The sequence below is a fragment of the Streptomyces sp. ALI-76-A genome (assembly GCF_030287445.1).
In the GTDB taxonomy this organism is placed as follows: domain Bacteria; phylum Actinomycetota; class Actinomycetes; order Streptomycetales; family Streptomycetaceae; genus Streptomyces.
This window is the reverse complement of the sequence record NZ_JASVWB010000003.1, coordinates 177,939-201,233: the sequence shown is the minus strand read 5'-3', so window position 1 is coordinate 201,233 and position 23,295 is coordinate 177,939. Positions and strand designations below refer to the sequence as shown.

Here is a 23,295-nt window from a genome sequence, read left to right as displayed (position 1 = left end):
CTCAGGTCCACGCCTCGTGACGGGTGGCGACGTACCGGCCGGCCAGCCGGTCGGCGATGAGTTCGGCGACGCGCGTGCTCTGCTCGGCGAGGAAGAAGTGGCCTCCCGGGAACACCTGGAGCTCCGTCGGGCCGGTGGTGTGCTCTTCCCAGGCCGCCGCCTCGTCGACCGTGACCCGGGGGTCGCTGTCCCCGGTGAGCACCGTCACCGGGCAGTCCGGCCTCCGGCCGGGGGTGAAGCGGTGGGCCATGACGGCCCGGTAGTCGCTGCGGAGCGGGGGCATGATCATTTCCCGTATCTCCGGATCGGCGAGCAGCTCCGCGGGGGTGCCGCTCAGCCGGAGCAGTTCGGCCAGGATCTCCTCGTCCACCCCCGGGTCGACCTGTTCGTGGCGGTCGCGGGACGGGGCGCGCCGGCCGGAGGCGAAGAGGCGTACGGGCGCGGGGAGGCCGGCGTCCTGCATCCGCAGCGCGATCTCGTAGGCGAGGACGGCGCCCATGCTGTGTCCGAACAGCGCCAGGGGGCGGTCGTCGAGGTGGCGTACCGCCGCGAAGATCTGGTCGGCCATGTCGGAGAGACGGGTGATGTGGGGTTCGTGGCGCCGGTCCTGCCGCCCCGGGTACTGCACCGCCAGCACCTCCACCGCGGGCGCGAGCGCCTTGGCCAGCGGGAAGTAGAAGCTCGCGGATCCGCCGGCGTGCGGCAGGCATACGAGGCGGACCGCGCTGTCCGGCGCCGCCTGGTATCGGCGGACCCATGTCCTGAACTGCTCCGGTGGTTGAGGCACGGCCAGAAATTCCTTCCAGGAATCGTCCTTGGGCACGCTGGTGCCCCACCGCGGATCGACGGTCCTGAAAGGTGGGACTTCGTGCCCGCTGTGGTCGTGCCACAGCGTGCTTCAATTCGTGGACTCAATTGGACTTGCGCGCACTCGAGTTTCGCTGGGGTGGTATTTGTTTCGCCGGCGCGGCGGCGTCGATTTCGTACGCCTCGGGCATCATGGGCGAGAATCCGCCGCTCACCGTAGGAGGCATGAGCCGTGAAGACAGTCGCGGACACCGACAAGTGCGTCGGCGCGGGTCAGTGCGCGCGCATCGCGCCGGAGGTGTTCGACCAGAGCGAGGAGAACGGCCTGGTCGTCGTGCTGGACGCCGAACCCGGCGGCACACTGCTGTCGGCGGTCCACGAGGCCGTCGACCTGTGTCCGGCCCAGGCGCTCTCCCTGGACGGATGACCCTGGCCCGGGTCGGCCCGGGCGGGCGGCGGGGTCCACTGCTCGGCACCGGGTGAGACCGACGGACCCGCCGGGCGGATCGCTCGGCCGCCCGCGCGCGGCGGGGAACTCCTTTCGCGGAGCTTCCTCGGCGCTGCCGCTCCGTCACGGCTCGACCGTCTTTCGAGGAGGGTTCCCGCGCCGATCCCGTACCTTGCATGCCAGCGCCACACACTGGCCGCGCCTTTCTTCCGCGCCCCTTTCCTTGCCCTCGCGGTTCTTCGACACCTTGCGAATAGGGATCACGATGTCCACCATTCGTCCGCACGGCACGTACGCGACCCCGACGGACACGGACGTGGCCGTTGTCGGCTACGGGCCGATCGGCGCCGCCCTGTCGGTGTTGCTGGCCCAGCGCGGGTACCGCGTGACCGTCCTCGAGCGCCGCCCCCGGCCGTATCCGCTCCCGCGGGCGACCAGCTTCGACGGGGAGACCGCCCGGCTGCTCGCGGCCACCGGTATCGGGGCCGGCCTCAGCCGGATCACCGAGCCGGCCACCGGCTACCAGTGGCGTACCGCGGCGGGACAGACGCTGCTGGACATCGCGTTCTCGGCGCAGGGCCGCTACGGCTGGCCGGACGCCAACACCGTGCATCAGCCCGCCCTCGAGGAACTGCTCATGGCCAGGGCGGCGTCGCTGACCGGCATCACGGTGCTGCGCGGGCACCGGGTCGTGGACATCACCCAGGACGATCAGCGGGTGACCCTGACCGCCGAGACCGATGACGGGACGAGTCGCACCGTCCGCGCGCACTGGGTCGTGGGCTGTGACGGCGCCAACAGCTTCGTGCGCGAGCACCTCGGTGTTCCCCTGACCGATCTCGGGTTCTCCTACGAGTGGCTGCTGTGCGACGTCGAGCTGCACGAGCCACGCGAGTTCACCCCCACCAACATCCAGATCTGCGACCCGGCCAGGCCCACGACCCTGGTGGGCAGCGGCCCGGGACACCGCCGCTGGGAGTTCATGCGGCTGCCGGGCGAGAGCAGCGCCGAGCTGAACAGGGAAGAGACGGCCTGGCGCCTGCTCAAGCCGTTCGGCGTCACTCCGGACACCGCCACCCTGCTGCGCTCCACCACCTACATGTTCCGGGCCGCCTGGGCCGACGAGTGGCGGGTGGGCCGGGTGCTGCTCGCCGGTGACGCGGCGCATCTGATGCCGCCCTTCGCCGGGCAGGGCATGTGTTCCGGGATCCGGGACGTGGTCGGTCTGGCGTGGAAGCTGGATCTGACGCTGAGCGGCCTGGCCGACGCCTCCCTCCTCGACACCCATGCCGAGGAACGCCGGCAGCACGTGAAGGACTCGATCCTGTCGTCGGTGCAGCTGGGCAGGATGATCTGTGTGACGGACCCGGAGGCCGCCGCGGAGCGGGACGCCACGGTGCTCGCGGGTCGGCGCGGGCGTACCGGGCCGGGACAGCCGGAGCCGGCGAAGCCGCTGTCGGCCGGGCTGCTGCGGCGGCCGTCCGCGACGCCGAACGGGGCGGTGGTGCCGCAGGGGCGGGTGGCGGCGCCGGGCGGCACGGGGCTGTTCGACGAGGTCGTGGGCCGTGGCTTCGTCCTGCTCAGCACGGACGACCCGCGCCCCGCGCTCGGCGCGGACAGGTGGTCCTTCCTGCGTGCTCTCGGGACCCGTGTGGTGCGTCTGTCGCCGCCCGGCGCCGGCCGGGACGCCGCGGTGCGAACGGCCGAGGGCACCGGGCAGGGCCTGACCGACGTGACCGACGACGTGACCGACGTGACCGACGTGATCGATGTGGACGGCTGCTACCGGGCGTACTTGGCCGAGCATGACGCGACCGCCCTGCTGATCCGGCCGGACCACCATGTCTTCGGTGCCGCCGCCGGCCCGGAGGACACCGCGACGCTGGTCGACGACCTGCGGAGCCGGCTGGGCGCGTCCGCGCCGGCCGGTGAACCGATCCGGACGGTGTGACCGGTCAGGGCCGGATCAGCCGGGCGAGCGCGACCGCGCCCCGCAGCGAGGACAGCGCCCCCAACGAGGCGGATCCCACCTCCAGGAGCGGCTGTCCGGGGCGGGTGAGCTCCGCGAGCTGGGCGGACACGAGGGTGTGCAGGCCCGGGATGCCGCTCGCGAAGCCGCCTCCGATCAGCAGGAGTCGTGGATGGAGCAGTTCCTGGACGCCGACCGCGGCGGCGGCCAGGGCGCGGCAGGTGCGCCGCAGCGCGGTGACCGCCCAGGTCTCACCGTCGTACCAGGCCTGCCGCAGCGCGTCGTACGTGACCTCGCCGCCCCGCAGCCGGGCCGCGTGCCGCAGCGTGGCCGGGCCCGAGGCGATGGCCTGGAGGCATCCGCGGCGGCCGCAGACGCACCGCGGGCCGTCCAGCTCGACCACCGTGTGCCCGATCTCGAAGGAGCCGCGGCCCGGGCCCGGGAGCAGTTCGCCTCCCCTGACGAAGCCGCCGCCGACGCCCGTGCCGACGCCCAGATAGAGCAGGTCGTCGCGGCCGGCGGCCTGTGCCTCCGCGAGGGCGCCGAGGTCGCCGTCGTCCGCCCAGGCGACCGCGGCCTCGGGGAACAGTGCGCGCAGGGCGCCGCCGAGGTCCGTGCCGGTCCATTCGGGCCGGCTCGGCCAGGCGGTGACCCGCTCGTCCGGTCCGACGGTCGCCGGCATCGCGACGCCCACCGCCCTCGGGGGCGCATCCAGGGCCTCACACAACTCGGCGACGTGCGCGGCGAGTTGGGCGAGGTCGCGGTCGGCGCTGTGCCGTGGGCGCCAGGCGAAGACGGTCTCGTCGACGCACCGCCCGCCGGCCTCGACCCGCAACGCGACCTTGGTCCCCCCGATGTCGACACCGAGATGGTGCGCTGTGCCCGGGCCGCCGCGCCGTTCCTCAGTCACCGGGCACGGACGGGCACAGGGCCAGCAGGTCGGCGGGGTGGCGCAGGACGACGCCCGGCTCGGCGGCGAGCAGTTCGCCGGCGTCGGACAGCGCCCACAGGGCGCCGGCCGAGGCCACGCCGGCGCCGTGGGCACTGGCGATGTCGGTCGCCGCGTCGCCGACCATGACGGCCTGCTCGGGCGAGAAGCCCAGCAGCTCCAGGGCGTGCTCCACGATGTCCGGGGCCGGCTTGGGACGGGTGACCTCGTCCGAGCCGATCACATGGTCGAAGAAGGGCAGCAGCCCCAGCTCGCCGAGCAGGGAGCGCGCCCGTGGCCCGCTCTTGCCGGTGGCCACGGCGAGCCGGAAACCCCGCACCCGCAAGGTGGTGAGCAGGTCCACGATGCCGTCGAAGACCGGCACCTGGGGCGCGAGCCGGTAGCTCTCGCGGACGAAGGGCTCCTCCATCTCCAGGGGCAGGCCCATGATCCGCATGATGTCCGGGAAGTAGCGCCCCAGATGGCGCCGGTACTCGTCGAACGGCGCGGGACCGTCGCCGACCACCTCCTTGTAGGCGATGGCGAACGCCTCGTACATCACCGCGAAACTGTCGACCAGGACGCCGTCCAGGTCGAAGATCACGGCCCGTCTGACCGGCTGGATCGTGGGGAGCGCGTTCGCTGTCGAAGCTGGTGAGCTCACCGGCTGTTCACCTCCTGCTGATGGGCGGGTACGGCGGTCTGCTCGTGCGCGGAACGGGCCGACGCGTAGAGGTCCTCGATGACGCGGACCGTCGTACGGGCCTCGTCGATGGCTCTGCCGCGACGGGCCGGGTCGGCCAGGAGCGCGGCGAGGCCGTCCAGTTGGCGCCGGTACTCGGTGCCGATGGGCTCGTCCGGCACCGGCAGGAACGTGGTGGTGCCCTCGCGGGTCAGCGTCAGCTCCGCGTGGGGGTGACGGTTGGGGCTGAAGCCGAAGGTGCATCTCAGCTCGGCGGTTCCGGCGCTGCCCACCAGCTGGATCCGGGTCACGTCCCGCGCCTCGTGCGAGGCCCAGCCGGCGCGCAGGGAGACCGAGACGCCGTCGTCGCGGACGAGGAAGCCGCGGGCGGTGTCCTCGACGTCACCGGCGGCGCCGGCGGCGGGCTCGTCCCGCCGCCAGGCCGCGCGGAAGGCGCCGGCACCCACGAAGTCGTTCGAGGTCACGCCGACAACCTGGGTGAAGCGGGCCGGGCCGAGCAGGGACGCGAGCGTGTCGAGCAGATGCCAGCCCAGGTCGAACAGGACACCGCCGCCGGCCTTGCTGCGCTGGGTGAACCAGCCGCCGGCCTGCGGGATGCCGCGCGCCCGCACCCAGGACAGGTCGACATGGCGGATGTGGCCCAGCTCCGGCACCAGCCGCGCCAGGGCGGTCACGTCACCGCGGTGTGCGGCGGCGCTGCCGGCCAGGAGCACGGCACCGCCGCGCTGTTCCGCGGCCGCCAGGGTGCCGGCCTCCCCGGACGTCACACACACCGGCTTCTCCAGGAAGACGGAGATGCCCCGGCCGAGGAGGCCCGCGGCGACCTCGGCGTGCAGATGGTTGGGGACGGCGACGACGGCGAGGTCGACCGCGCGGGCGGTCAGCGCGTCCACCGTCGGGTGCACGGGTACGCCCGGTGCCGCGTCGAGCGCGGTCCGCGCCGGCGGCGCGGGATCGACGACGGCCACCACATCGAAGTCGGCGTGCCCGGTCAGCCGTGGCAGCCACAGCTCCCGCCCCGCCCAGCCGAGCCCGACGACGGCTGTCCTGACGCTCATACGGCGGCCACGGCGTCCGCGATGATGTCGGCCGTGCGGTGCATGTCCTGCTCGGTCGCCAGCATCACACGGTGGTGCAGCCAGACGCAGTCCTGGCTGATGGCCTCGGAGTGGGGGCAGCGCTCGGCGACCTGGTCCGGGGTCTCGTCGGGGGCGCCCAGCTCCCAGAAGGCGTCGGTGCGGTAGATCGCGCGGAAGCCCGCGAACGCCGGTATGCCGGCCGCCACGAGCCTGTCGACCAGGGCGTTGCGGTGCTCCTCGCCGATGCCGGGCACCCGGAACATCGCCATGTAGTGCGAGGGGAAGTCGGTGCGCTCGTCGCCGCGCTGCGGGACGACGCCGTCGATCGCCTCGAGCAGCGGGGACAGGACGGCCCAGCGCTGCTGACGGGTCGTGATCTGCTCCTCCAGGCGGCCGAGCTGAGCCCGCAGGACGGCCGCCGAGAACTCGTTGAGCCGCAGGTTGGAGCCGGCGATCCGGTGCCGGTAGCGGCGGTCGGTGCGGGGCCGGCCGCAGCTGTGCCGCAGGAACGCCGTCTCGTAGCTCTCCGTGTCCGGGAACAGGACGGCGCCGCCCTCGCCGGCAGTCATCAGCTTGCCGTTCTGGAAGCTGAACGCGGCGACCGTGCCGAGCTCGCCGACGCGCTTGCCCTGCCAGCGGGCGGCGTGGGCGTGCGCGGCGTCCTGGAGCAGCGGGACGCCGGTGTCGGCGGAGAGCTTGCCCAGGGCGTCCATGTCGGCGAAGAAGCCCGCCATGTGCACGGGCATGATGACGCGGGTGCGCGGTGTCACGGCTGCCGCGGCCGCCGCCACGTCGATGTTGTACGTGTGCGGGTCGACGTCGACCGGGACCGCGACGGCGCCGAGCCGCTGCGCCGCCTGGGACGAGGAGATGAAGGTGAAGGCCGGGACGATGACCTCGGTGCCCGGGCCGACTCCCATGACCTGAAGGGCGAGTTCGAGGGCGTGGGTGCCGTTGGTGACGGCGAGGGCGTGGGCGGCGCCGTGGAACTCGGCGAACTCCTGCTCGAATGAGTCGACTTCGTTTCCGCCCATCCGCCACCACTGGCCCTGCTCGAGTGCACGGATGAGGCCTTCGCGTTCCGTCGCGTCGTACTGCGGCCACTGGGGGAATTCCGGCGCCTGTCGCACGTTCATGACTCTCCAAGTAATTGGATGTGACTCGATACAGGGCACAGAAAAGCTGAACAGCAGGTCCAAATTAGGTCCCTGCCGACGCTCCTGCATCCCTTGGTCCGGTAGTAGGCGGCGCTGTTCACCGCAGATCGAAGAAGGCTCTATAGGAATTCAGTTGTCCCTCGAGCATGTGAATTCCGTGATGGATGCGATGTCCTCGTGCGGCGGCCTCGCGGAGGAGTCGTGTCTCGCGGGGTTTCATGACGATGTCGGCCACGAGGCTGCCCGACGGCAGGGAAGCCGGTTCGAACGGCAGCGGGTCGTCCGCGCGCAGTCCGAGCGGTGTGGCGTTGACCGCGATGTCGACGTCCGGCAGGTGTGGTCCGCTCAGGGCGTGCACCCGGCCCGGCCAGTGCGCCTTCAGCCGGGCGGCCAGCGCGGTGAGCTTCGCCGTGTCCGTGTCGTACACGAGGAGCCGGTCGACGCCGGCCGCGAGGAGGGCTGCGGCGATGGCGCTGCCCGCACCGCCCGTGCCGACGAGCGCCACGCGGCTGCCCCTGGGCTCGTGCCCGGCCCCTGCGAGACCGGCCACGAAGCCCGAGCCGTCGAAGTTCTCCGCGAGCCAGCCGCCGTCGGCCTCGCGGCGCAGTACGTTCGCGCTGCCGACGATGTCCACGGTCGTGCCGCACCGGTCGGCGAGGCGGCGGACGGCAGCCTTGTGCGGCACGGTGACGAACATGCCGTCGAGGTTCTCCACCCGCTTGAGGCCGCGCACGATGTCCTCCAGGTGCTCCGGCCGGGCGTGCACCGGGACGACCACCGCGTCGATGTTCAGCTCCGCGAGGACCGGGTTCATCAGGGCGGGCGCCTGGACCTGGGCGACGGGATCCCCGAGGACGGCGTACAGCCGGGTGGTGCCCTGGACGGACCTGACGGGAGGTGGTCCGGTCATCGCCGGTGTGGTCATCGCGGCCTCGCCGTGCGGTCCGTGACGCCCGCGGCCGCCCGTTCGGCGACGACGTACGCGAGTTCCTGTGCCTGGTCGGCGTTGAGGCGGGGGTCGCAGGCCGTGCGGTAGCGGGCGGGCAGGTCGGCTTCGGCCGGGCCCGTGGCACCTCCGACGCATTCCGTGACGTCCTCGCCGGTGACCTCGACATGAAGGCCGCCGGGGTGGGTGCCCAGCCGCCGGTGCACGTCGAAGAAACCGGCGATCTCGTCGGCTATCGCGTCGAACTGCCGGGTCTTGTATCCGTTCGCCGACGTGTAGGTGTTGCCGTGCATCGGATCGCACTGCCAGATCACCTGGTGGCCGGTGGCGGCGACCTTGTCCACGATCGGCGGCAGCACGTCCCGCACCCGGGTGTGCCCCATGCGGCTGATCAGTGTGAGCCGCCCGGGTTCGGCGTGCGGGTCGAGCCGGCGCACGTACTCGACGGCCTGTTCCGGGGTGGTGCCCGGACCGATCTTGAGGCCGATGGGATTGGCCAGCAGCTGCGCGAACGCGATGTGCGCGCCGTCGAGTCGGCGGGTGCGCTCGCCGATCCACAGGAAGTGTCCGAGCCCGCTGGACAGACGGGGCTCGGGTCCGCTGTCGTCCACCCACAGCGAGGACTGCTCGTAGTCGAGCAGCAGCGCCTCATGGCTGACGTGGACGTCGCCGGCGGGCAGACCCTCGCGGCCGAGCCGGCGGATCAGCGCCATCGCGCCCGCGGCGTCGGCGTGGGCGCGCAGCATCCGGTAGGGGTCGGGGGCGCGGGCCGCCCGGGTGGGCTCGGCGGAGTTGACCATGTCGCCGCGGTAGGCGGGCAGCCCCTGGGCGTCCACGGGCCGGGAACGGGGCTTGGCGTACTGCCCGGCCATCCGGGCGACCCTGACGACGGGCCGTGCGGTGCGGCGGGTGAGGACGTCGGCCATCCGGGCCAGCGTCCCCAGGTTGGCGAGCTGGTGGGCTTCGGTGTTCTCGGCGAAGGACTCGGCGCAGTCGCCGCCCTGGAGGAGGAACGCCTCGCCGCGGGCGACCGCGGCGAGTTGCTCCCGCAGTCGTGCCGTCTCGGCCGGCCGGACGATCGGCTCGGCGCTGTGCAGCAGTGCCCGCACGTCCTGGGCCTGTTCCGGGTCCGGCCAGACCGGCTGCTGCGCGGCCGGCCGGGCCAGCGCTTCCGCCAGCCTGCCGGCGAGGAGGCGGCCGGCCGGCCGGCCGGCGCCGGACGCCGCGTCGATGCCGGCCGGCCACTGGAGCGACTGCCTCATGACCGCGCCCTGCCGGCCGTGGGTGCCGACGCGGCGGCAACCGGAGCCGTACGTGCCGTCGCGGCCGTGGGCGCGGACGCGGCGGCCGGTTCGGGGGTGTCGACGAGGTCGGCCAGGGGAGCTCGGGGCATCTGTCCGAGGACGTGCGCGACGACCTCCTGCGGGACGTCGCCCACCAGTTCCGCGCCCGTGGGTCCGTCGAGGACGAACGCGAGTCCGGTGATCGCCTTCTTGTCGTGCCGCATCAGCCGCAGCAGGTCCGCGGGGTCGGTCTCGACGGGCAGGGCGGCGGGCAGGCCGTAGTGGCGGACCACGTCCTCGTGCTCCGCCACCCGCGCCCGGCCGACGCGCCCGAGGGCGCCGGCGAGCCGGCCCGCGAAGACCGTGCCGATGGCCACCGCCTCACCGTGGCGCAGGGTGTAGGCGGTCGCCTTCTCCAGCGCATGGCCCAGTGTGTGGCCGTAGTTGAGGATGTGCCGCAGGCCCGCGTCCCGCTCGTCGGCTTCCACGACGCGGGCCTTGAGGCGGACGCTCGCGGCGATCTGGTCGGGCAGCGCCATGGCCCGCAGGTCCGGCGCGCCGATGAAGTGACAGCGGGCGATCTCGCCGTAGCCGTTGCGCATCTCCCGCCGCGGCAGGGTCGACAGGTAGTCCGTGTCGCACAGGACCGCGCTCGGCTGCCAGTACGCGCCGACCAGGTTCTTGCCGGCCGGCAGGTTGACCGCCGTCTTCCCGCCGACGCTGGCGTCCACCTGGGCCAGCAGCGACGTGGGCAGATGCACGACCGCCACACCGCGGTGGTAGAGGGCGGCCGCGAGACCGACCACATCCGTGGTGGTCCCGCCGCCGCAGGAGACGACGACGTCGGACCTGGTGAGCCCGAAGCGCACGAACTCGCCGCACAGCGTCTCCACCGTGGCGAAGGTCTTGTCCTGCTCTCCGTCCCGGGCCGGAAGCAGCAGGGTCTCCACACCGGTGTCGGGCACCCATTCCTCCGGGCGGGCCGACACGACGACGGCCCGTCCGGCGCCCAGCCGTCGGACGATATCGGCGAGTGACGTACGCACCCCGGGGCCGATGAGGACGTCGTACGAGTGGTCTTTGAGGCGGAGCGGAATGGATGCCATGACGTCCCTACCGGCCCGCCGTCACCTTGCGGACCCGCGACTCGGACCGCTCCTTGCGGTCGAGCTCGTCCAGGTGGGGATAGGACGGGCAGCCGTAGACCCGCTGGAACGGCTCGAAGGTGTCCCACTCCTTGCGCCGGCGCATCTCCTGGGCGACCGAGTTGTGCTCGCTCCAGAAGTCGCCCCCGATCAGCCGGATGAGGTACTTCTCCAGGGTGTCCCGGTCGGTGGAGCGGGCGGCGTCGGCGGCCATGGCGACCAGCTCGCCGTCGTAGTAGGCGTGGATGAGCCGGATGTAGGTGTCGTAACCGGTCTTGAAGTAGTTGGCGTACCGCTCGACCAGGCGCTCCTCGGCCGACGGGTCGGCCAGTGCTTCCCCGAGTGTCTCGGCCGCGCGGACGGCGGTGGCCGTGGCCACCAGGACCCCGCCGGAGAACATGGGGTCGCCGAAGCAGCCGGCGTCCCCGACCATCAGCCAGCCCGGCCCGGTGACCGTGTCCGCGTGGTAGCAGTAGTCGGTCTCGATCTTGAGGTCCGTGGTGGGCCGGGTCCCGGTCAGGCGCGCGGTGATCCGCGGGATCCTGGCCACGTGCTCCTCGAACACCTTCTCCGGTGTCGAGGCGCGCAGCACGTCGCGCGGCATGACCGTGCCCACGCTGATGGTGTCCTTGGACAGCGGGATCGCCCAGACCCAGCCGTCGTCGTGGGCGCCGACCTGGATGTCGCCCTCGACACCGAGGTTGTGGCGTTCGTCGAGGCCGGTGTAGTGCCGGAACACGCCCACCATGCGGAGCTTCTCGAGGGTCTTGCGCAGCCCGAACTTGTTGGCGATCTTCCCCGTCCGGCCGCTGGCGTCGATCACATAGGTGGAGCGCACCTCGTGGGACTCGCCGTCGCGCTCGTAACGGACGCCGACCATCCGGTCACCGTCCATGAGCAGTTCGCCCACGTTCGCACCGAACAGGACCTTCGCGCCGGCGGCCTCGGCCTGCTCGGCGAGCATCCGGTCGAACCTGGCCCGCTCCACCTGGAACGCGTTGTCGTGCCGGCCCACCCCTTGCTTGGTGAAGTCCGCGCGGAAGACACCCTCGAAGAACTTCTTCTCGGTCGGGTCGATGAACTCGCCGCCGAACTTGCGCACGTACCCCTGGGCCTCGACCACCTCGCGCAGGCCGATCCGCTCGAACAGACCCATCATGTACGGCAGCAGGGACTCGCCGATGTGGAATCGGGGGTTCGGCTCCTTCTCCAGGAGCACCACGGAGTGCCCCTGCTTGGCGAGCAGGAAGGCGCTGACCGCGCCGGCCGGCCCTCCGCCGATCACAACCACATCGGCCGTTTCCTTCGCCATTCTTTTCCCTTTCTGATGCCGACTCGTCTGCGGGGCGCGAGTCACTTGAATTCGCCGGAGAGCATGTGTGAGATCAGCTGTTCGTGCTCGGTGTCGTCCGTGATGGTGCGGATTTCCTCGCGGCCGTCACGGACCGTCAGATGGCGTCGTCCCTTCAGGACGGCCTGGCCGTTGTCGAACGTCCGGCCGCACAGGATGTTCCGGCCGTCCTGCGCCCCGGCCTCCGCCGCGATCTCCCGGACGAGGAAGTCCTCGATGTCCTTCCAGTCGCTCAGTTCCCTGGATTTCGTCGTGAGGGTGTAGACGACGCTCCACCGGGTGACCTTTCCGCGGCGCTGTAGAACGATCCTCGATTCGCGCTCGACCAGGCGGTACTGGGAGCCGTACTGGCTCTGCACCGTGCCGGAGACCAGCAGCGGCTCGACAAAGGAGGGGCCGGGGTAGCCGACGTCCACGAGCCACTCCTCGCCGTCCAGGGCGACGCGGCCCAGCATGTGCTCCACGTCGATTCCGGAGGCCTCCCAGCCCTCGGCGGTGCTGGCCGCCAGCAGGGCGGCGTCGTAGCCCAGTTCCGTCAGGAGCCGGTGGAAGAGCCGGTTCAGCTGGAAGCACGTGCCGCCGCGCCCCTGGACGATGCTCGTCTCGAACGTGGCGTCCTCGTCGAGGTCGACGAGGCTCAGTCCGTCGCTGAAGTCCTGGGTGGCGCCGTTGTACGGGATCGCCATCAGGTGCCTTTTGTGGAGCTTTCGCAGTGTCGCGATGTCCACACCGGTCTCTCCGGCGCAGCCGATGCGTTCCAGATACCTGTCCGCGTCGAACACGTTCCCTCACCTTCTTTCGTCTGGAGATCGCTGCTTCACACGGAGACCGCTACGGGGCGCGCGGCCTGTTCGCCGCACATCAGCTCGTGCAGATGCGTGGCGAGCAGTCCCGCCGTCGGGTAGTCGAAGACGAGGTTGGGCGGGAGTTTCTGCTGGGTGAGGTCGCGGAGCCGGTTGCGCAGTTCGATGGAGGTGAGGGAGTCGAAGCCCACCTCGAACAGGCCCTGGTCCGCGTCGATCCGGTAGGTGGCGCTGTGACCGAGAACCGCGGCCACCTGGGCCCGCACCAGGTCGAACAGCAGCGTCGCCTGCTCGGCGGCGGGGAGCTGGGCCAACCGCTCGGACAGCGCCGGCCCCTGGTCGTCGGCGCTCACCGTGTGGGCCTGCTGCCGGCTCGCCCGGACCAGGCCGCGCAGCATGTGCGGTACTCCCCCGCCGGCCGCGGCCTGGGTACGCAGCGACCGCAGGTCCAGCCTGGCGGGCACCAGTTGCGCCCGTCCCGACCTCACGGCGGCGTCGAAGAGTTCCATGCCCTCCGCCGGTGTGATCGCCTGGAGGCCACCGCGCCGGTTCATGCGTGCCTTGGTGAGGTCGTCGGTGCCGGCCGCCATGCCGCTGGTCTGGTCCCACAGACCCCAGGCCAGCGAGAGCCCCGGCAGACCCGCCGTGCGCCGGTTGGCCATCAGGCCGTCCAGGAAGGCGTTGGCCGCCGCGTAGCTGCCGCTGCCCGCGCCCATGAAGACGGCCGAGACGGAGGAGTAGACGACGAACGCGTCCAGGTCCAGGTCTCGGGTGAGCGCGTCGAGGTGGCCTACGGCGTCCACCTTCGGCGCGAACACCCTCGCCACGCGCTCCGGGGTCAGCGCCCCGATCACGCCGTCGTCGGTGACACCCGCGGTGTGCACGACCCCGCGCAGGGGATGCTCGTCGGGAACCGAGGCCAGCAGGGCCTCGACCTGCGCGCGGTCGGAGACGTCACACGCCACGACGGACACGGCCGCGCCCTGCTCGGTGAGCTCGGCGACGAGTTCCCGTACGCCCTCGGCGTCCGGCCCGCGGCGGCTGGCCAGCATGAGGTGGCGTACGCCGTGCCGGATGACCAGGTGCCGGGCGACCAGGCCGCCCAGCGACCCGGCGCCGGAGACCAGCACGGTCCCCCGCGGCCCGAACACGGCGGAGGTGTGGGTGCCGTGACCGGTGGCGCGGGCGAGCCGGGGTACCGAGAGGGTCGCACCACGCACCGCGACCTGCGGCTCGCCGCCGGCCAGCACGGCGCCCAGGACGGCTTCCGGTCCGTCGCCGGAGGCCGGGTCGGTGTCGATCAGAAGGATGCGGTCGGGGTTCTCGGCCTGCGCGGCACGCACCAGACCCCACACCGCCGCTCCGGCCGGATCGGTCACCGCGCCGTCGCCGGCGGGCACCGCGCCCCGGGTCACCACGGCCAGCCGCGTCTCCTCGAGGCCGGGACCGTCCAGCCAGCACTGGACCACCTCGAGGACTCGGGTGACCAGCTCCAGTACGGCGCCCTCGCCCTCACCCCCGACGGCTTCCAGGACGGCCAGGTCCGGGTTCCCGGCGGCGCCCGACTCCACGTCGTCGGCCAGGGTCGCGACCTCTTCCGCGGTGGCCACGGGCACCCAGGACGGCGCGGGCGCGGCCCCCTGAACCGGCTGCGGGTCGGTCCACTCCACCTGGAACAGCGAGTCGGCACGCACCGTGTCCGTCGCCGTCTCCAACTGCTCGGCGGAGACCAGCCGGGAGACCAGCGAGTCCATCGTCACGACCAGGGCGCCGGTCTCGTCGGCGGCCTGGAACGACAGCGCTTCGTCCTCGGGCAGCTCGATCCGCACCCGCAGCGCCGATGCACCCGCGGCGTGCAGCACCAGCCCGTTCCACGCGAACGGCAGCCGCAGCTCCGGCCCGCCCGGCCCGGCCTCGACGTCACCGTCGACCGCGGACGCTCCGGCGATCTGGAGCAGCGGTGAGTGCAGGGCGGCGTCGAGGAGCGCGGGGTGGATGCCGAACCGGGCGGCGTCCGTACGGTGTTCCTCGGGCAGGGCGACCTCGGCGAAGATCTCCGCGCCGCGCCGCCACAGGGCGCGCACGCCCTGGAAGGCAGGCCCGTAGCCGTATCCGACCTCGGTGAGCAGGTCGTAGCCGCCGCCGATGTCCACCGGCTGCGCGCCGGGCGGCGGCCAGGCGGCGAAGTCGAACCCGCCGACGGCCTGGGCCGTGGCGGCCAGCATGCCGGTGGCGTGCCGGGTCCACGCGTCCGCACCGGTGCGACCGGCGGCGTCCTCGGACCGCGAGTAGACGTCCACGGTGCGCGAGCCGTTCTCGCGCGGTCCGCCCACGGCGACCTGGACGCGTACGCCGCCGTGCTCGGGCACGACCAGCGGCGCCTCGATCACCAGCTCTTCCAGGACGCCGCAGCCGGCCTCGTCACCGGCCCGGACGGCCAGTTCCACCAGGCCGGTGCCGGCGACGAGCACGACGCCTCCGACCCGGTGGTCGGCCAGCCAGGGGTGCGACTTCAGCGAGAGGCGGGAGGTGAACACCAGCCCGTCGGACTGCGGCAGCTCCACCACCGCGCCGAGCAGCGGGTGATCGGTTCCGGCCAGCCCGAGGGAGGTCGCGTCGGTGGCGGTCCCGGTCGACCGGAGCCAGTAGTGCTGGTGGTCGAAGGCATACGTCGGCAGGTCCACGCCCGCCGACGTGACCGCCCCGGCCGGCAGCACGCCGGTCCAGTCCACCGGCACACCGCGCACGAACAGTTCGGCCATGGAGGCGAGGAGTCGACGCAGACCGCCCTCCTCGCGGCGCAGGGAACCGGTCACGACCACGCCGGCCTCGCTGTCGTCGGCGATCTCCGTGATCGGCTGGACCAGCACCGGGTGCGCGCTGACCTCCACGAAGACACCGTGACCCTGGTCCAGAAGCTCGGCCACGGCCGGGCCGAAGCCCACCTGGCCACGCAGGTTGCGGTACCAGTAATCACCGTCCAGAACCCCGGCGTCCTCGATCCACGCGCCGGTGACGGTCGAGTAGAACGGCACCACCGGCGCCTGCGCGTCGATACCGGAAAGCGTCTCGGCGAGCGTGTCGCGGATGTCCTCCACATGCCGGGTGTGCGAGGCGTAGTCCACCGCCACCCGCCGCACCCGCACACCATCGGCCGAGAGAGCTTCGAGCACTTCGTCCAGCGCCTGAGCATCGCCCGCGATCACCACCGACGCCGGTCCGTTGACCGCCGCCACCTCGACCCGGTCCGCCCAACGCCCCAGACGGACGACCGCCTCACTCTCGGCCAGCGCCACCGACGCCATACCGCCACGTCCCGCCAGCCGGCCGGCGATCGCCTGGCTCCGCAGGGCCACCACGCGTGCCGCGTCCTCCAGCGACAGCGCCCCGGACACACACGCCGCCGCGATCTCACCCTGCGAATGGCCCAGGACCGCGTCCGGCAGCACACCCACCGAGGACCACACGGACGCCAGACCCACCATCACCGCGAAGCTGGCGGGTTGCAGCACATCCACCCGGTCCAACAGCTCCGGCTCGGCGTCACCGCGCAGCACGTCGATCAGCGACCAGTCGACGAACGGCTCAAGGGCAGCCGCGCACTCCGCGATCCGCTCCGCGAAGACCGGCAACGAGTCCAGCAACTCCCGCCCCATACCGGCCCACTGAGAACCCTGACCCGGGAACACCCACACGACCTTGCCCGGCGAACCGGCACTGCCCGTGACCACACCCGGCGCGCCCTCACCACGCGCCAGCGCACCCAGCCCGGCCACCGCCTCCGCACCCGACCCGGCCACCACCACCGCACGCTCACCCAGCAACGCCCGGCCGGAGACAAGCGCCCCGGCGACACCCGTGAGCGACACCCCGTCGGTGCCTTCGACGCGTTCCGCGAGCCGGCCGGCCTGCCCCGCCAAAGAACCAGCACTCCTGGCCGACACCACCAACGGCACCACACCCGCGGGCACCGCCTCGTCCGCGACGGGCACAGCCTCCTCGGCAGGTGCCTCCTCCAGGATCAGATGCGCGTTCGTCCCACTGATCCCGAACGAGGAGACACCCGCCCGGCGCGGACGACCGCCCCGCGGCCACTCCCGCGCCTCCGTCAGCAGCTCCACCGCGCCCGCGGACCAGTCCACCTGGGAGGAGGGCGCGTCCACGTGCAGGGTGGGCGGCAGCACTCCGTGGCGGAGCGCCTGGACCATCTTGATGACACTGGCGACGCCCGCGGCGGCCTGGGTGTGTCCGATGTTCGACTTCAACGAGCCCAGCCACAAAGGCTGTTGAGGATCGCGTCCCCGGCCGTAGGTGGCCAGCAGCGCCTGCGCCTCGATCGGGTCGCCCAGGGCCGTGCCGGTGCCGTGTCCTTCGACCACGTCCACGTCCGCCGGGGAGATCCCGGCGTTGGAGAGGGCCTTGCGGATCACCCGCTGCTGCGAGGGACCGTTCGGAGCCGTCAGGCCGTTGGACGCGCCGTCCTGGTTCACCGCGCTGCCGCGCAGGACCGCCAGGACCTTGTGTCCGCGCTCCCGGGCCACCGACAGCCGCTCCAGGACGACCAGACCCACGCCCTCGGCCCAGCCCGTGCCGTCGGCGCCGTCCGCGTACGCCTTGCAGCGGCCGTCGCCGGCCAGGCCCCGCTGGCGGGAGAACTCCACGAAGCTGACGGGTGTGGCCATGACGGTCACGCCGCCGGCGAGCGCCATCGAGCACTCGCCCTGCCGCAGCGCCTGCGCGGCCAGGTGCATCGACACCAGCGACGACGAGCACGCCGTGTCGATCGTGACGGCCGGGCCCTCGAAACCGAGGACGTAGGAGATCCGGCCCGAGGCCACGCTCGACGCGGTGCCCGTGCTCGCGAAGCCCTCCAGTTCCGGTGCGACCGCTCCGGCCCCGTATCCCTGGCTGGACACCCCGGAGAAGACGCCGACGTCGGTGCCCTTCAAGGTCGTCGGGTCGACGCCGGCGCTCTCCAGCGCCTCCCAGGAGGTCTCCAGGAGCAGCCGCTGCTGCGGGTCCATCGCCAGCGCCTCACGCGGCGAGATACCGAAGAACCCGGCGTCGAAGAGCCCCGCGTCCCGTACGAAGCCGCCTTCGGCCACATACGACGTGCCCGCGCTGTCCGGGTCCGGGTCGAACAGGCCCTCCAGGTCCCAGCCCCGGTCGTCGGGGAAGGCGGACATGCCCTCGCGGCCCTCCCGCACCAGGCGCCACAGGTCGTCGGGGCCCGCGACCCCGCCGGGCAGCCGGCACGACATTCCCACGATCGCGATCGGTTCGTCGGGATCCACGACGGCGGCCGGGGCCGCGCCGAAGGTGCCCGCCGCCGTGGTGTCCCCGAACTCCTCGCGCAGATAGCCGGCGAGTGCCTGCGGTGTGGGGTAGTCGAAGATCAGTGTGGCGGGGAGCTTCAGGCCGGTCGCCTCGCGCAGCCGGTTGCGCAGTTCCACCGAGGTGAGCGAGTCGAATCCGGCCTCGTTGAACGCGGTGTCCGGCCGGACGCGTTCCGGCCCGCTGTGCCCCAGCACGACCGCGGCCTGCGCGCGGACCATGTCGAGGAGCAGGGCCTCTTGTTCGGCCTCGGCGAGCCCGGCGAGCCGGCGGGGCAGGTCGGCTTCCTTTCCGGCCGCCGCGCGTGCCTGCTGCCGTCCCGCCGGTACGAGGCCGCGCAGCAGGTGCGGGACCGCACCGCCGGAGGCCGCACCGGCCCGCGCCCCGCGCAGGTCCATCTTGATCGGCACCAGCAGCGACTGCCCGGACACGAGAGCTGTGTCGAGCAGTTCCATGCCTTCGGTCGCCGTGATCGCCAGGACACCGCCCCGGCTCGCCCGTGCCTGGTCGGCATCGCCCAGGTGGGCGGTCATGCCGGCGTTCTGTTCCCACAGGCCCCAGGCCAGGGAGAGGCCGGGCAGGCCCGCCGCGCGACGCCCCGCCATCAGGCCGTCCAGGAAGGCGTTGGCCGCCGCGTAGTTGCCCTGGCCCGCCGATCCGAACACGCCCGAGGCGGACGAGAACACGACGAACGCGTCGAGGTGCAGCTCCCGGGTCAGCTCGTCGAGGTGACGCACCGCGTCGACCTTCGGCGCGAACACCTTCGCCAGGCGTCGCGGGGTCAGCGCCCCGATCACGCCGTCGTCCAGTACGCCCGCCGTGTGCACCACACCGCACAGGGGGTGCTCCTCGGATATCGACGCCAGCAGGGCCTGTGCCTGGTCACGGTCGGAGACGTCGCAGGCCACCACGGAGACCGCCGCGCCCCGCTCGGTCAGTTCGGCGGCCAGTTCCCGCGCGCCCTCGGCGTCCGGGCCGCGGCGGCTGACCAGCAGCAGGTGGCGTACGCCGTGCCCGGTGACCAGGTGCCGGGCCACGAGGCCGCCCAGCGATCCGGTGCCGCCGGTGACCAGGACCGTCCCTTCCGGGGCGAACACCCCCGGAGCGTCGGGGACTTGGCCGGTGGCGCGGGCGAGCCGGGGCGCGGAGAGCGTCGTGCCGCGCACGGCGACCTGCGGTTCGTCGCCGGCCAGGACCGCGCCCAGCACGGGCACCGCTCCGTGGTCGGTGGCCGGGTCGGCGTCGATCAGGACGATCCGGCCGGGGTTCTCGGCCTGCGCGGCCCGGACCAGACCCCACACCGCCGCTCCGGCCGGGTCGGACACGACACCGTCGCCGGCGGGCACCGCGCCCCGGGTCGCCACCACCAGCCGCGACTCCTCCAGGCCGTCCGCGGCCAGCCACTCCTGCACCACACCCAGCACCCGCGAGGACAGGGCGAGGACGGCGTCCTCGCCGTCGCCGCCGACGGCTTCCAGGAGTGCCACCGCGGGAACGCCGTCAGCCGCGGCCAGGGCCTCGACCTCGTCCGCGGTGGTGATCGGCGCCCATGACGGTGCGGGCGCGGGGTCCTGGGCCGGGGGCAGTTCGGTCCAGTCCACCTGGAACAGCGAGTCGGTGACGGCCGGGTCCGTGGCCGTCCGCAGCTGCTCGGCGGAGACCGGCCGGGACACCAGGGAGTCCAGCGTCACGACCAGGCCGCCGGTCTCGTCGGCCGCCTCCAGCGTCACGGCACCGGGCCCGCCGGAGGTCAGCCGGATCCGCAGGGCGGGGGCGCCCGCGGCATGCAGGACCAGGCCGTTCCATGCGAACGGCAGGACCGGCTGACCGGCGTCCGCCGCCGGGTCCGCCTCGGCGGAGAACATCCCGGCGTGCAGGGCGGCGTCGAGGAGTGCGGGGTGGATGCCGAACCGGTCGGCGTTCTCCCGCTGTTCCTCGGGCAGGGCGGCCTCGGCGAAGACCTCCTCGCCGCGCCGCCACACCGCGCGCAGGCCCTGGAACGCCGGGCCGTAGCCGTAGCCGCGCTCGCTCAGCCCGCTGTAGAAGTCGCCGACCTCGACGGCCCGCGCGCCGGGCGGCGGCCAGGCGGTGAAGTCGAAGCCGGTGAGCCGGGCCGGCGGCGCGGCGGCCAGGGTGCCGGCGGCGTGCCGCGTCCACGCTTCCCCGTCGCCGGGGGCGTCCTCGTGCAGGGAGTAGATCTCCACGGGACGCGAGCCGTTCTCGCCCGGCGCGCCCACGGCGACCTGGAGGCGTACCCCGTCGTGCTCGGGCACGACCAGCGGCGCCTCGATCACCAGCTCTTCCAGCACCCCGCAGCCGACCTCGTCACCGGCCCGGACGGCCAGTTCCACCAGACCGGTGCCGGGGACGAGCACCGCACCGCCCACGGCGTGGTCGGCCAGCCAGGAGTGTGACCTCAGCGAGAGGCGGGAGGTGAACACCAGCCCGTCGGACTGCGGCAGTCGCACCACCGCGCCCAGCAGGGGGTGGTCGGCCGCCGTCTGTCCCAGTGCTGTCGCGTCGGTGGCGGTCTGTGCGGTGTGGAGCCAGTAGTGCTGGTGGTCGAAGGCGTACGTCGGCAGGTCCAGGCGTGCCTTGGTGGCCCCGGCGGGCAGCATCCCCTTCCAGTCCACGGGCACGCCCCGCACGAACAGTTCGGCCAGCGCGGACAGCAGGGTCCGCTCCTCCGGGCGACCGCCGCGCAGTGCCGCCACGCAGGTCGCCTCGGCGCCCGCGGCGGTGGCCGTCTCCTCGACCAGTCCGGTCAGGGCTGCGCCCGGGCCCAGCTCCACGAACAGCGCGCCGCCGTACTCGACCGCGGCCGCGATCCCCTCGGCGAACCGCACCGGCCGCCGCACGTGCCCGGCCCAGTACTCGGGGTCGGTGAGCTCGTCGGGTCCGGCGAGGCGACCGGTGACGTTCGAGATCACCGGGATCTGCGGGGCCCGCCACTCCACGTCGGCCAGTTCCGCGGCAAAGTCGGCCAGCATCGGCTCCATCCGTGCGGAGTGGAACGCGTGGCTGACCACGAGGCGCTTCGTCTTGTGTCCCCGCTCCCGCAGCCGGTCGGCGGCCGCGAGGACCGCGTCCTGGGTGCCGGAGAGCACCACGGAGGAGGGGCCGTTGACCGCGGCGACCTCCACGCCCTCGCCGAGCAGAGCGGCGACCTCCGCCTCACCGGCGGCCACCGCGACCATCGCGCCGCCCGGCGGCAGCGCCTGCATCAGCCGGCCCCGGGCCGCGACCAGACGCGCCGCGTCCCGCAGCGAGAGCACGCCCGCGGCGTGGGCTGCGGCGACCTCGCCGATGGAGTGTCCGATGACCGCGTCCGGCCGTACGCCCCAGGACTCCACGAGCCGGAACAGGGCGCTCTCCACGGCGAACAGGCCCGCCTGGGTGAACACGGTCCGGTCCAGCAGCTCGGCGCTGCCCGCCACGCGGCCCAGCACCACATCGCGTACGGGGTGGTCGACCCACCCGGCGAGGCAGGCGTCCAGCTGCTCGCAGGCCTCGTCGAGGGCCGCGGCGAACACCGGGTGGCGCTCGTACAGCTCCCGGCCCATGCCGGCGCGCTGCGAGCCCTGGCCGGGGAACACCCAGACGACCTTGCCCGGTCCGCCCGAGCCGGCCGCCCTGCCGGTCACGACACCGGCCGCGCGCTCACCGCGGGCCAGCGCCCCGAGTCCGGCCAGAGCCTCCTGTTCGGAGCCGGCCAGGACCACCGCGCGTTCGGGCAGCAGCGCCCGCTCCGCCAGCAGGGTTCCGGCGACACCCGCCGGCGGCACCTGACCGGCTTCCTCGAGGAACGCCGCGAGCCGGCCGGCCTGGCCCGCCAGGGAGCCCTCGCTGCGGGCCGACACCACCAGCGGCACCACACCGCCGGGCGCCGGCTCCTCCATGGCCGGTTCCGGCTCGGCCGCTGCGGGCGCCTCTTCCAGGATCAGGTGTGCGTTCGTCCCGCTGATCCCGAACGAGGAGACGCCCGCCCGGCGCGGACGGCCGTTGTGCGGCCACTCCCTGGCCTCGTTCAGCAGCTCGACCGCGCCCGCGGACCAGTCGACCTCGGTCGTCGGCACCTGTGCGTGCAGCGTCGGGGGCAGCACCCGGTGCCGCAGTGCCTGCACCATCTTGATGACGCTGGACACGCCCGCGGCGGCCTGGGTGTGTCCGATGTTCGACTTCAGCGAGCCGAGCCACAGCGGCTGCTGCGGATCCCGGCCCTGTCCGTACGTCGCCAGGAGCGCCTGTGCCTCGATCGGGTCGCCCAGGGCCGTACCGGTGCCGTGGGCCTCCACCACGTCGACGTCCGCCGAGACCAGTCCGGCACCGGCCAGGGCCTTGCGGATCACCCGCTGCTGCGAGGGGCCGTTGGGCGCCGTCAGACCGTTGGACGCGCCGTCCTGGTTGACGGCGCTGCCCCGGATGACCGCGAGGACGCGGTGTCCGCGCTCGCGTGCCTCGGAGAGCCGCTCCAGGACCACCACACCGGCGCCCTCGGACAGGCCCATGCCGTCCGCGCCGTCCGAGAACGCCTTGCAGCGGCCGTCGCCGGCCATGCCCTGTTGCCGGGAGAACACCACGAAGGTGCCGGGCGTGGCCATCACCATCGCGCCGCCGGCGAGGGCGAGCGAGCAGTCGCCCTGCCGCAGTGCCTGCGCGGCCAGGTGGATGGCGACGAGGGACGAGGAACAGGCCGTGTCCACGGACACCGCGGGGCCTTCGAAGCCGAGGACGTAGGACACCCGGCCGGAGGCCACGCTCGACGCCACGCCGGTGCCGGTGAAACTCTCCAGCTCCGGCGCCACTCCGCCGGCCCCGGAACCGTAGCCCTGGCTGGACACCCCGGTGAACACGCCGACGTCGGTGCCCTTCAGCGCGACCGGGTCGAGGCCGGCCCCCTCCAGGGCCTCCCAGGAGGTCTCCAGGAGCAGCCGCTGCTGCGGGTCCATCGCCAGCGCCTCACGCGGCGAGATACCGAAGAACCCCGCGTCGAAGAGCCCCGCGCCTTGCAGGAAGCCGCCCTGGTCGGTGTAGGAGGTGCCGGGGTTGTCGGGGTCCGGGTCGAACAGGCCCTCCAGTTCCCAGCCGCGGTCGTCGGGGAATCCCGACACGGCGTCCCGGCCCTCGCGCACCAGCCGCCACAGGTCCTCGGGGCCCGCCACGCCGCCCGGCAGCCGGCACGCCATGCCCACGACCGCGATCGGCTCACCCGCGTGGGACGAGCCCTGCTTCTTCAGGTTGTGCAGTTCGGTGGTGACACGCTTGAGGTATTGGAGGAGTTTTTCGTCCGTGGCCATTCTTCAGTCCTCACGAGAATGTTGATGAAGCCGGAGATCCTGAAC

The 23,295-nt window shown here is 73.0% G+C and carries 13 protein-coding genes; 2 read left to right on the top strand and 11 right to left on the bottom strand.

The window, feature by feature from the left end; translation table 11 throughout:
• Position 1 precedes the first annotated feature (1 nt).
• A complete protein-coding gene (locus QQS16_RS36265) occupies positions 2–787 on the bottom strand; it encodes a thioesterase II family protein (RefSeq protein ID WP_286066769.1) in 786 nt (261 codons plus the stop codon).
• A gap of 252 nt (positions 788–1,039) precedes the next feature.
• Here QQS16_RS36265 and QQS16_RS36260 point away from each other — a divergent pair, with 252 nt between their 5' ends.
• Both QQS16_RS36260 and mhpA read left to right on the top strand, forming a co-directional pair.
• A complete protein-coding gene (locus QQS16_RS36260) occupies positions 1,040–1,234 on the top strand; it encodes a ferredoxin (RefSeq protein WP_286066768.1) in 195 nt (64 codons plus the stop codon).
• Between the two features lie 286 nt (positions 1,235–1,520).
• Positions 1,521–3,206 (top strand): bifunctional 3-(3-hydroxy-phenyl)propionate/3-hydroxycinnamic acid hydroxylase MhpA, encoded by a 1,686-nt coding sequence (mhpA, locus tag QQS16_RS36255; RefSeq protein ID WP_286066767.1) that lies wholly within the window; start codon positions 1,521–1,523, stop codon positions 3,204–3,206.
• Between the two features lie 4 nt (positions 3,207–3,210).
• Here the strand turns inward: mhpA and QQS16_RS36250 are convergent, their stop codons facing one another.
• From QQS16_RS36250 to QQS16_RS36205, 10 genes are all read right to left on the bottom strand, one after another.
• Complete coding sequence (locus QQS16_RS36250; RefSeq protein ID WP_286066766.1) at positions 3,211–4,134, bottom strand: ROK family protein; 924 nt, start codon at positions 4,132–4,134, stop codon at positions 3,211–3,213.
• Positions 4,127–4,816, bottom strand: coding sequence for an HAD-IA family hydrolase (locus tag QQS16_RS36245; protein WP_286066765.1), 690 nt, complete (start codon positions 4,814–4,816; stop codon positions 4,127–4,129). The genes QQS16_RS36250 and QQS16_RS36245 overlap by 8 nt, the downstream gene beginning before the upstream one ends.
• A complete protein-coding gene (locus QQS16_RS36240) occupies positions 4,813–5,913 on the bottom strand; it encodes a Gfo/Idh/MocA family protein (protein WP_286066764.1) in 1,101 nt (366 codons plus the stop codon). Before QQS16_RS36240 ends, QQS16_RS36245 begins: the two co-directional genes overlap by 4 nt.
• On the bottom strand, positions 5,910–7,070 hold the full coding sequence (gene rifK / locus QQS16_RS36235) for a 3-amino-5-hydroxybenzoate synthase (RefSeq protein WP_286066763.1): 1,161 nt from the start codon (positions 7,068–7,070) through the stop codon (positions 5,910–5,912). The genes QQS16_RS36240 and rifK overlap by 4 nt, the downstream gene beginning before the upstream one ends.
• A gap of 118 nt (positions 7,071–7,188) precedes the next feature.
• Entirely contained in the window at positions 7,189–8,001 is an 813-nt protein-coding gene (locus QQS16_RS36230; protein WP_286066762.1) for a shikimate dehydrogenase family protein, read from the bottom strand.
• Between the two features lie 11 nt (positions 8,002–8,012).
• On the bottom strand, positions 8,013–9,299 hold the full coding sequence (locus QQS16_RS36225; RefSeq protein WP_286066761.1) for a 3-deoxy-7-phosphoheptulonate synthase: 1,287 nt from the start codon (positions 9,297–9,299) through the stop codon (positions 8,013–8,015).
• Positions 9,296–10,426 carry a 3-dehydroquinate synthase family protein gene (locus tag QQS16_RS36220; RefSeq protein ID WP_286066760.1) on the bottom strand — a complete coding sequence of 377 codons (1,131 nt, stop codon included), beginning with the start codon at positions 10,424–10,426 and terminating at the stop codon, positions 9,296–9,298. The genes QQS16_RS36225 and QQS16_RS36220 overlap by 4 nt, the downstream gene beginning before the upstream one ends.
• 7 nt (positions 10,427–10,433) lie before the next feature.
• On the bottom strand, positions 10,434–11,777 hold the full coding sequence (locus QQS16_RS36215; RefSeq protein WP_286066759.1) for an NAD(P)/FAD-dependent oxidoreductase: 1,344 nt from the start codon (positions 11,775–11,777) through the stop codon (positions 10,434–10,436).
• Between the two features lie 41 nt (positions 11,778–11,818).
• Positions 11,819–12,598 (bottom strand): arylamine N-acetyltransferase, encoded by a 780-nt coding sequence (locus QQS16_RS36210; protein ID WP_286066758.1) that lies wholly within the window; start codon positions 12,596–12,598, stop codon positions 11,819–11,821.
• A 35-nt stretch (positions 12,599–12,633) separates the two neighbouring features.
• Positions 12,634–23,250, bottom strand: coding sequence for a type I polyketide synthase (locus tag QQS16_RS36205; RefSeq protein ID WP_286066757.1), 10,617 nt, complete (start codon positions 23,248–23,250; stop codon positions 12,634–12,636).
• Between the last annotated feature and the right edge of the window lie 45 nt (positions 23,251–23,295).

What these genes read in the sequence shown, in the direction of transcription:
- mhpA (WP_286066767.1), top strand. Translation starts at nt 1,521, where the DNA reads ATGTCCACCATTCGTCCGCACGGCACGTACGCGACCCCGACGGACACG.
- QQS16_RS36240 (WP_286066764.1), bottom strand. Translation starts at nt 5,913, where the DNA reads ATGAGCGTCAGGACAGCCGTCGTCGGGCTCGGCTGGGCGGGGCGGGAG.
- rifK (WP_286066763.1), bottom strand. Translation starts at nt 7,070, where the DNA reads ATGAACGTGCGACAGGCGCCGGAATTCCCCCAGTGGCCGCAGTACGAC.
- QQS16_RS36230 (WP_286066762.1), bottom strand. Translation starts at nt 8,001, where the DNA reads ATGACCGGACCACCTCCCGTCAGGTCCGTCCAGGGCACCACCCGGCTG.
- QQS16_RS36225 (WP_286066761.1), bottom strand. Translation starts at nt 9,299, where the DNA reads ATGAGGCAGTCGCTCCAGTGGCCGGCCGGCATCGACGCGGCGTCCGGC.
- QQS16_RS36220 (WP_286066760.1), bottom strand. Translation starts at nt 10,426, where the DNA reads ATGGCATCCATTCCGCTCCGCCTCAAAGACCACTCGTACGACGTCCTC.
- QQS16_RS36215 (WP_286066759.1), bottom strand. Translation starts at nt 11,777, where the DNA reads ATGGCGAAGGAAACGGCCGATGTGGTTGTGATCGGCGGAGGGCCGGCC.
- QQS16_RS36205 (WP_286066757.1), bottom strand. Translation starts at nt 23,250, where the DNA reads ATGGCCACGGACGAAAAACTCCTCCAATACCTCAAGCGTGTCACCACC.